We start from the raw sequence: 10,457 nt of genomic DNA on the forward strand, positions 1-10,457 counted from the left end.
CCGGCTGGGATCAAACGACCCACAATTACGTTTTCTTTAAGACCGCGAAGCTCATCGCTCTTACCATTCACTGCCGCATCTGTAAGAACACGTGTTGTCTCTTGGAAAGACGCTGCAGAGATGAAAGATTCTGTTGCTAGTGATGCTTTTGTGATACCCATTAACTGGATTTCAAACTTAGCTGGTATCTTACCTTGTTTTTCAAGGTCACGGTTTGCGATATTAACGCGCGCCACTTCGATTTGTTCACCGGCTAAGAAGTCAGTATCACCGCCGTGCATAATGGTACATTTACGTAACATTTGACGGATAATTGTTTCAATGTGCTTGTCATTGATCTTAACGCCTTGCAAACGGTAAACCTCTTGCACTTCGTTAACGATATAGTTAGCAACATGAGTCACACCACGTAGGCGTAAGATGTCATGCGGTGATTCAGGACCATCGGCAATAACTTCACCTTTAGACACTTGCTCACCTTCAAACACGTTAAGTTGACGCCACTTAGGAATCATCTCTTCGTAATGATCACCTTCAGCTGGAGTAATAACTAAACGCTTCTTACCTTTAGTCTCTTTACCGAAGCTAATTGTACCAGTTACTTCAGCTAATATAGCTGGATCTTTTGGCTTACGAGCTTCAAATAAGTCGGCTACGCGTGGTAGACCACCCGTGATATCACGAGTTTTCGAACCTTCTTGCGGAATACGTGCTAACACGTCACCTGGGTTTGCTGTAACGCCGTCAATAACTTCAATCGTAGTGAATGAAGGAAGACGTGTTTCTTGCAGACCGCGCTCTTCACTTTCAATGATAAGCTTTGGTTCTTTCGTATTTACTTTAGCAAGATCTTTTACAACTACACGGGTTAAACCGGTTAGTTCATCAGTCTGTGCTTCAGTATTTGAATCATCGATATCGCTGAACGATACTTTTGACTTATGCTCAAGAACGATTGGGTGACTATGCGGGTCCCAAGTAGCAACGATGTCGTTACCTTGAACTTCTGCATTGTCTTGCACTGTTAGTACCGCACCGTAAGGTACTTTATAACGCTCTTTCTCACGACCATGACTATCGATGATAGTAATTTCCGTAGAACGAGAGGTAATAACAATCTTACCGTCTGTGTTTAATACGTACTTAGAGTTATGAAGTTTTAATGTACCGTTAGTTTTAACTTGTACATTATTTTCTGCAGATGCTCTAGATGCCGCACCACCGATGTGGAAGGTACGCATTGTTAACTGTGTACCCGGCTCACCGATTGATTGAGCCGCGATAACACCCACTGATTCACCAGCGTTAATGATGTGACCACGTGCTAGGTCACGACCGTAACAGTTAGCACAAACACCAAAGTCATTATCACATGTGATAACAGAACGTACGCGAACTTCATCTACTGAGTGCTCTTCTAAAAGGTCACACAGTTTTTCGTCAAGCATAACATTACGTTCAACAAGTACAGTATTAGTACCTGGAATTACAATATCTTCTGCAACAACACGACCTAGAACACGTTCGCGAAGTGCTTCTACAACATCACCACCTTCAATAAGCGGTTTCATTGTTAAGCCATCTTCTGTGCCACAGTCATCTTCATTGATTACCAAATCTTGTGCAACGTCTACTAGACGACGCGTTAGGTAACCCGAGTTTGCTGTTTTAAGTGCTGTATCGGCAAGACCTTTACGCGCACCATGCGTTGAGATGAAGTACTGAAGTACGTTTAGACCTTCACGGAAGTTAGCTGTGATTGGCGTCTCGATGATTGAACCATCTGGACGTGCCATTAGACCACGCATACCCGCCAACTGACGAATCTGTGCAGCACTACCACGAGCACCTGAGTCGGCCATCATAAACACTGAGTTAAATGACGGTTGCTCTACTTCTTCACCTTTTGCATTGATAACTGTATCTTTTGACAAGTTAGCCATCATCTCACGTGATAAGTTTTCGTTTACACGTGACCAGATATCGATAACTTTATTGTACTTTTCACCAGCCGTTACAAGACCTGATTGGAATTGTTGGTTGATTTCAGTCACTTCAGCTTCAGCTGATTCAATTATCTGTGCTTTAATCGGTGGGATAACTAAGTCATCAATACCGATAGAAACACCTGACTTCATTGCATAATGGAAACCGGTGTACATAACTTGGTCAGCAAAGATAACTGTATCTTTAAGACCTAGACGACGGTAACACTCATTCAATAAGCCAGAAATCTGCTTTTTACCTAGCGGCTGGTTGATTGACGCAAACGGCATGCCTTTAGGTAAAATTAGAGACAGAATTGCACGACCAACAGTTGTATCGATAACAGTAACAGTGTCTTCTACTATGCCGTCTTCGTTTTTAACTGATTGGCTAATACGTACTTTCACGATTGCGTGAAGGTCTGCATTGCCGCTGCGGTATGCTTTTTCTGCTTCTTTTGGATCTTTAAATATCGCGCCTTCGCCTTTAGCGTTAATGCGGTCACGAGTCATGTAATAAAGACCCAATACAACATCCTGTGAAGGAACGATGATTGGCTCACCATTCGCAGGAGATAGAATGTTGTTTGTTGACATCATTAAGGCACGAGCTTCAAGCTGTGCTTCGATTGTTAACGGTACGTGTACCGCCATTTGGTCACCATCGAAATCGGCGTTGTAGGCCGCACATACTAATGGATGCAAATGAATCGCTTTACCTTCGATAAGCACAGGTTCAAACGCTTGGATACCCAAACGGTGAAGTGTTGGTGCACGGTTAAGTAATACTGGATGTTCACGAATTACTTCGTCAAGTACATCCCATACTTCCGGAACTTCACGTTCAACCATCTTCTTAGCTGCTTTGATTGTCGTAGCCATGCCGCGACGCTCTAATTTGCCATAGATGAATGGTTTGAATAACTCTAGTGCCATCTTCTTAGGAAGACCACATTGGTGAAGCTTAAGTGTAGGACCTACTGTGATTACAGAACGGCCTGAATAATCTACACGCTTACCAAGTAAGTTCTGACGGAAACGACCTTGCTTACCCTTGATCATATCAGCAAGAGATTTAAGAGGACGTTTGTTAGAACCTGTAATTGCACGACCACGACGACCGTTATCAAGTAGCGCATCTACCGCTTCTTGTAACATACGTTTTTCGTTGCGTACAATAATGTCTGGTGCTGCTAAATCTAGTAGACGCTTAAGACGGTTATTACGGTTAATAACACGACGGTAAAGGTCGTTTAGATCAGATGTCGCAAAACGACCACCGTCTAATGGTACTAATGGGCGTAGATCAGGTGGCAATACTGGAAGTACTGTCATGATCATCCACTCAGGGTTATTACCTGATTGGTGGAACGATTCCATTAACTTAAGACGTTTAGTGATTTTTTTACGCTTAGTTTCAGAGTTAATTGTTGGTAACTCTTCACGCATCTCAGCAATTAATTGAGCAAGATCAAGTTCACGAAGCAAGTCTAAAACTGCTTCAGCACCCATCTTCGCTTCAAATTCATCACCGTGCTCTTCTAGTGAATCTAAGTATTCTTCTTCACCTAATAGCTGACCACGCTCAAGCGTTGTCATACCAGGCTCAGTTACTACGAATGATTCGAAGTAAAGAACACGTTCAATATCACGAAGCGTCATATCTAGCATTAAGCCAATACGTGACGGTAATGATTTTAAAAACCATATATGTGCAACTGGGCTCGCAAGGTCGATATGACCCATACGATCGCGTCGCACTTTAGTGAGTGTTACTTCAACGCCACACTTTTCACAGATCACACCACGGTGTTTAAGGCGTTTATATTTACCACATAAACACTCATAATCTTTCACTGGGCCGAAAATACGGGCACAGAATAAGCCGTCGCGCTCAGGCTTGAAAGTACGGTAGTTAATAGTCTCAGGTTTCTTTACTTCACCGTATGACCATGAACGAACCATGTCTGGTGAAGCAAGACCAATGCGAATTGCATCGAATTCTTCGGTCTTATTTTGTTGCTTCAGAAACTTAAGTAAGTCTTTCACCTTAGCTCTCCTGTCGGAGTTAATCTTGAGGACGGATAGTCTCGTCCCTACATTCTATTCAGCCGTAACAGATGCTGCAGCGTTAACTGCAGCATCTAATTGGCTTAATTTTCTTCCAACTCGATGTTGATACCCAGTGAGCGGATTTCTTTCAACAATACGTTGAACGATTCTGGCATACCTGGTTCCATTTTATGGTTACCATCAACGATGTTTTTATACATCTTAGTACGACCGTTCACGTCATCCGATTTCACTGTTAGCATTTCTTGTAGAGTGTAAGCAGCACCGTAAGCTTCAAGTGCCCATACTTCCATCTCACCAAAACGCTGGCCACCGAACTGTGCTTTACCACCCAGCGGCTGCTGAGTAACAAGGCTGTAAGAACCAGTAGAACGTGCGTGCATCTTATCGTCAACCAAGTGGTTAAGTTTAAGCATGTACATGTAACCAACAGTTACTTGACGTTCAAACTGATCGCCAGTACGGCCATCATAAAGTGTAACCTGACCACTTCGAGGATATCCACCAAGCTCAAGCATGTCTTTGATTTCGCTTTCTTTCGCGCCATCAAATGCAGGAGTAGCTATTGGTAAACCACCTTTTAAGTTTTCAGCTAGACGACGAATTTCGTCATCAGTGAAGCTAGCAATGTCTACAACTTGGCGAGATTCACCAATTTCGTAAGCTTGCTTGATGAATTCACGTAGCTCATGAAGCTCACGTTGTTCTTTCATCATCTCTTCAATACGTTCACCGATACCACGTGCAGCAAGACCCATATGTGTTTCAAGGATCTGACCAATGTTCATACGCGATGGTACACCTAGTGGATTCAATACGATATCTACCGTACGACCTTTGTCATCGTAAGGCATATCTTCTACTGGTACGATAGTCGAGATAACACCTTTGTTACCGTGACGACCCGCCATTTTATCACCCGGTTGGATACGACGTTTAACAGCTAGGTATACTTTAACAATCTTAAGTACGCCCGGTGCTAAATCATCACCTTGGGTAATTTTACGACGTTTGTTTTCAAACTTTTTATCGTATTCAGCTTTAAGCTCATCGTACTGTGCAGCTAGTTGCTCAAGCTCAGCTTGCTTGTCTTCTTCAGCAAGGCTTTGCGTAAGTACTTTTTCAGCATTAAGAGATGCAAGTTTTTCTTCATCAAAACCAGCAGCTATAAGTAGCTTGCGTGCACGGTCTAAAACGCCTGCTTCTAAAATACGGAACTCTTCGTTGAAGTCTTTCTTCGCTTCGCGAAGCTGCATGTCTTCAACTTCTAACGCACGTTTATCTTTTTCAACACCATCACGGGTGAAAACTTGCACGTCAATTACAGTACCAGTTACAGAGTTTGGTACGCGTAAAGAGCTGTCTTTAACGTCAGACGCTTTTTCGCCGAAGATAGCACGTAGTAGCTTCTCTTCAGGTGTAAGCTGTGTCTCGCCTTTAGGAGTCACTTTACCTACTAGGATATCGCCGCCTTTAACTTCAGCACCAATATATACAACGCCTGATTCATCAAGCTTGCCTAGCGCAGACTCACCCACATTCGGAATATCTGCAGTGATCTCTTCAGGACCTAATTTAGTATCACGGGCAACACACTGTAGTTCTTGAATATGGATAGTCGTTAGACGATCTTCTTCAACTACGCGCTCTGATAACAAGATTGAATCTTCGAAGTTGTAACCGTTCCATGGCATGAATGCCACGCGAAGGTTTTGACCAAGGGCTAAGTCACCTAAGTCAGTCGAAGGACCATCTGCTAACACGTCACCACGAGTAACCGGTTCGCCAACCATACAAGTTGGTTTTTGGTTAATACATGTATTTTGGTTAGAACGTGTGTATTTGGTTAAGTTGTAGATGTCGATGCCCGCTTCACCTGGGATGCGTTCTTCTTCATGTACATTTACAACGATGCGACTTGCGTCAGCATACATTACTTCACCACCACGTTTAGCAACGATAGTTACACCAGAGTCTTTCGCTAGTGTTAACTCAATACCAGTACCTACTAACGGTTTATCCGCTTTCAATGTTGGTACTGCTTGGCGTTGCATGTTTGAACCCATCAATGCACGGTTAGCATCATCGTGTTCTAGGAACGGGATAAGTGCTGCCGCTACAGAGATCACCTGTTGTGGTGATACATCCATATACTGCTGGTCCATGCGACCCATAAAGGTAGATTCACCTTTGTGACGACATGGAATAAGTTCATCAACAAACTCATTGGTTTCAGTTAAGTTTGAGTTCGCCTGTGCGATAACAAACTGACCTTCTTCAATGGCTGATAAGTAATCAACTTCATCAGTTACAACACCATCTACCACTTTGCGGTAAGGTGTTTCTAAGAAACCGTAGTCATTTGTACGTGCGTACGTAGACAACGAGTTAATTAGACCGATGTTTGGACCCTCAGGAGTCTCGATTGGACATACGCGACCATAGTGAGTTACGTGAACGTCACGTACTTCAAAGCCTGCGCGTTCACGAGTTAGACCGCCCGGACCTAATGCAGAGATACGACGTTTATGCGTAACTTCTGATAGTGGGTTATTTTGGTCCATAAACTGTGATAACTGAGACGAGCCGAAGAACTCTTTAACCGCTGCCGAAATAGGCTTAGCGTTAATAAGATCTTGTGGCATTATCGCGTCAAGGTCACCTAAGCTTAAACGCTCACGTACAGCACGTTCAACACGTACTAGACCAACACGGAATTGGTTCTCAGCCATTTCGCCAACACTACGTATACGACGGTTGCCTAAGTGATCGATATCATCAACATCGCCTTGACCGTTACGAATAGCAATTAATACTTTCATAACAGACACGATGTCTTCTTTGCTTAATGTGCCTGGGCCTGTGTCTGTATCGTAACCAACACGGCTATTGAACTTCATACGACCTACAGTAGATAAGTCATAACGCTCTTCAGAGAAGAACAAGTTCTGGAATAAGGCTTCAGCCGCGTCTTTCGTCGGTGGCTCGCCTGGGCGCATCATGCGGTAAATTTCTACTAGTGCTTCTAAACGGCTGCTTGAAGAGTCAATGTTCAATGTATTTGACATGTAAGCACCGCTGTCCACTTCATTGATATATAACGTATCAATTTTAGTGTGACCGGCTTTAACCAATTCAGCCATTAGCTCTAGAGTTAGCTCGTCATTTGCATTTGCAATAACTTCACCAGTTGATTCATCAACATAGTTTTTAGCTACAATACGGCCAATGATGTACTCATGTGGTACTTCTAATTGCTTAATGCCTTTCTTCTCGATGCTCTTGATGTGGCGAGCCGTAACACGACGACCGCTTTCAACAAATACTTCACCGTCTTCGCTCTTGATATCAAAAGCGGCAGTTTCACCACGTAAACGCGAAGGTACAAGTTCCATAAGAACTTTACCATTCGTTACTTCAAACGTAGTGTTATCGAAGAACATATCTAGGATTTCTTCGCTAGAATACTCTAGTGCACGTAGGATGATAGACGCCGGTAATTTACGACGGCGGTCAATACGTACATATAAGTTATCTTTTGCATCAAATTCGAAGTCTAACCATGAACCACGGTAAGGTATAACGCGTGCGTTATATAATACTTTACCCGATGAATGGGTTTTACCGCGGTCGTTATCAAAGAATACACCAGGGCTACGGTGTAGCTGAGAAACGATAACACGCTCTGTACCATTGATTACAAAAGTACCGGTATCTGTCATGAGCGGAATTTCGCCCATGTAAACTTCTTGCTCTTTAATGTCTTTAACTGTGCCTGGTGCTTCTTTGTCCATAACAACAAGACGCAGTTTCACGCGAAGTGGAGCAGAATAAGTCACACCGCGAATTTGACATTCTTTTACATCGAAAACTGGCTCACCAATACGGTAACTTACGTATTGAAGCTCAGAATTTCCCGAGTAGCTTTTAATAGGGAACACAGAACGGAAGGCAGCTTCCAAACCATGATCGCCATCAGCGTCCGGCACTAAGAATTTTTTAAACGATTCTAACTGTGTAGACAGTAAAAAAGGTATATCCAAAACTTGTGGACGTTTACCAAAATCCTTACGGATACGTTTCTTTTCAGAATAAGAGTAAGCCATGGGGTTCCTCAGCTTGCTGATCTTTGACCCGACCTGTTCTTGTAAGAACAGACTTAACTGGCAGCTATGCCAAGATTTTACAACATTTAACTGTTGTTCTAATTAGATCCCACTTTAACACTAGCAAACTATAAAGCGTTGAAAGTAAAGAAAAAATCAGATTTTATTTGAACTAAAAGAGTGCATCACTCTATAGCGCAAAAAGGCCGGTGATTAAATAATCACCAGCCCTTGCCTGATTTCTCAGGCAGCGAACTTAGCAAAAGCTAAATTACTTAACCTCAACTTCAGCACCAGCTTCAGTAAGATCTTTTGCAAGTGCTTCAGCTTCTTCTTTAGATACACCTTCTTTAACAGGTGTAGGAGCAGCTTCAACAAGAGCTTTCGCTTCTTTAAGGCCTAGGCCAGTTGCGCTACGAACAGCTTTGATTGCAGAAACCTTGTTAGCGCCAGCGCCAGTAAGGATTACGTCAAATTCTGTTTTCTCTTCAGCAGCTTCAGCAGCTGGACCAGCTACCATTGCAGCTGCAGCAGTTACGCCGAATTTTTCTTCCATTGCTTCGATAAGAGCAACAACGTCCATTACTGACATTTCAGCAATTGCGTCAAGGATTTGGTCTTTAGATACAGACATTACAAATTTCCTAATAATTAACGGACATTAAGTCCAAATAAATTTTACACCGAAAGTGAGATTAAACAGCTTAAAATTAAGCAGCTTGCTCTTCTTTCTGTACACGTACTGCTTCAATTGTTTTACACAATTTGCCAGCAGACGCTTCTTTCATAGCACTCATTAAGCGTGCAACAGCTTCATCGTATGTAGGTAATGTAGCAAGCATTGCTGCATCAACAACATTTCCTTCAAAAGCGGCCGTTTTAAGCTCGAATTTCTCATTCTTTTTCGCGAAATCTGAAAAGATACGCGCAGCAGCACCTGGGTGCTCTGATGAGAAAGCGATTAAGCTTGGACCAACAAATGAATCAGAAAGACACTCAAAATCTGTTCCTTCAAGAGCACGTTTTGCTAAAGTGTTACGGACAACTTTCATCCAAACACCATTTGCACGAGCTTCTTTACGAAGGGCAGTGATTGCGCCAACTGTTACACCACGAGAATCTGCAACAACTGCAGATAGAGCACCATTGGCTGCTTCGTTGACTTCAGCAACTATTGCTTTTTTGCCTTGAAGATTTAAAGCCATGGGTGTTACTCCTGGTTTAATGGGGGTACCGATTATCGGATTCCCCTGTTCTACTCTTCCCTACCAAACAAGGTAGAGATGCTTTTTACGGCGAGAGCCAGAAGGATTAGGAAAAATCTATCTGGGGTCTACACCGTCTACGTAGGTGAATATTAAGGCCGAAGCCACCTACGGTCTTGGACGGAAGCCCAATTTATCGTTAACCCCAAAGGCTTAACGAAATTATGGACTTCAACCCGAATTCTTTACTTTGCAAATTAATAAATTAATCAACAAAATGGCGCGAAATTATAGTACAAATTTCACGCCATGTAAACACTCAATTAAGCAACAATAGTGCTTAAAGTGTTTTGGTCAACAGAAACACCTGCGCCCATTGTTGTAGAGATAGTTACTTTCTTCAAGTAAACACCTTTAGCTTGAGAAGGTTTAGCCTTCTTAAGCGCAACAATTAGAGCTTCAAGGTTTTGTTGTAACTGCTCTGCAGTGAAATCAACCTTACCAATAGTAGTATGGATGATGCCATTTTTGTCATTACGGTAACGTACTTGACCTGCTTTAGCATTTTTAACTGCTTCTGCAACGTTAGGCGTTACAGTACCAGTTTTAGGGTTTGGCATTAGACCACGTGGGCCTAAGATTTGACCTAGTTGACCAACAACACGCATAGCGTCTGGTGATGCAACAACAACGTCAAAGTTCATCTCGCCTTTTTTAACTAGTTCAGCAAGATCTTCCATACCTACTAATTCAGCACCGGCTTCTTTTGCAGCTTCTGCATTAGCGCCTTGTGTGAATACAGCAACACGAACGTCACGACCAGTACCGTTAGGTAGTACAGTAGCACCACGAACGTTTTGATCAGATTTACGAGCATCGATACCAAGGTTAACGGCAACGTCAACACTTTCTACGAATTTAGCTGTCGCTAACTCTTTTAAAAGAGCAACTGCTTCATTGATTTCGTAATCTTTAGTTACTTCCACTTTTTCGCGGATAGTACGCATACGTTTAGTTAATTTAGCCATTTCTTAGTCCTCTACGTTCAAGCCCATCGCACGCGCAGAACCTGCGATAGTGCGAACCGC

General features: G+C 42.8%; 5 protein-coding genes. All 5 read right to left on the reverse strand.

Annotation, left to right across the window (positions count from 1 at the left end):
• On the reverse strand, positions 1-4,034 hold a 4,034-nt coding region (gene rpoC / locus L652_RS0100355; RefSeq protein ID WP_024603166.1), incomplete at its 3' end, for a DNA-directed RNA polymerase subunit beta'.
• A gap of 104 nt (positions 4,035-4,138) precedes the next feature.
• A complete protein-coding gene (gene rpoB, locus L652_RS0100360; RefSeq protein ID WP_024597281.1) occupies positions 4,139-8,164 on the reverse strand; it encodes a DNA-directed RNA polymerase subunit beta in 4,026 nt (1,341 codons plus the stop codon).
• 271 nt (positions 8,165-8,435) lie between these two features.
• Positions 8,436-8,798, reverse strand: coding sequence for a 50S ribosomal protein L7/L12 (rplL, locus tag L652_RS0100365; protein ID WP_002958882.1), 363 nt, complete (start codon positions 8,796-8,798; stop codon positions 8,436-8,438).
• Between the two features lie 76 nt (positions 8,799-8,874).
• On the reverse strand, positions 8,875-9,369 hold the full coding sequence (rplJ, locus tag L652_RS0100370; protein ID WP_002958881.1) for a 50S ribosomal protein L10: 495 nt from the start codon (positions 9,367-9,369) through the stop codon (positions 8,875-8,877).
• Positions 9,370-9,692: 323 nt separating this feature from the next.
• Complete coding sequence (gene rplA, locus L652_RS0100375; protein ID WP_002958880.1) at positions 9,693-10,397, reverse strand: 50S ribosomal protein L1; 705 nt, start codon at positions 10,395-10,397, stop codon at positions 9,693-9,695.
• Between the last annotated feature and the right edge of the window lie 60 nt (positions 10,398-10,457).

The organism is Pseudoalteromonas sp. TB25 (assembly GCF_000497995.1).
Classification (GTDB): domain Bacteria; phylum Pseudomonadota; class Gammaproteobacteria; order Enterobacterales; family Alteromonadaceae; genus Pseudoalteromonas; species Pseudoalteromonas distincta.

Excerpts from the sequence above, each read along its gene's own strand:
- rpoB (WP_024597281.1), bottom strand. The coding sequence starts at position 8,164 with ATGGCTTACTCTTATTCTGAAAAGAAACGTATCCGTAAGGATTTTGGT.
- rplL (WP_002958882.1), bottom strand. The coding sequence starts at position 8,798 with ATGTCTGTATCTAAAGACCAAATCCTTGACGCAATTGCTGAAATGTCA.
- rplJ (WP_002958881.1), bottom strand. The coding sequence starts at position 9,369 with ATGGCTTTAAATCTTCAAGGCAAAAAAGCAATAGTTGCTGAAGTCAAC.
- rplA (WP_002958880.1), bottom strand. The coding sequence starts at position 10,397 with ATGGCTAAATTAACTAAACGTATGCGTACTATCCGCGAAAAAGTGGAA.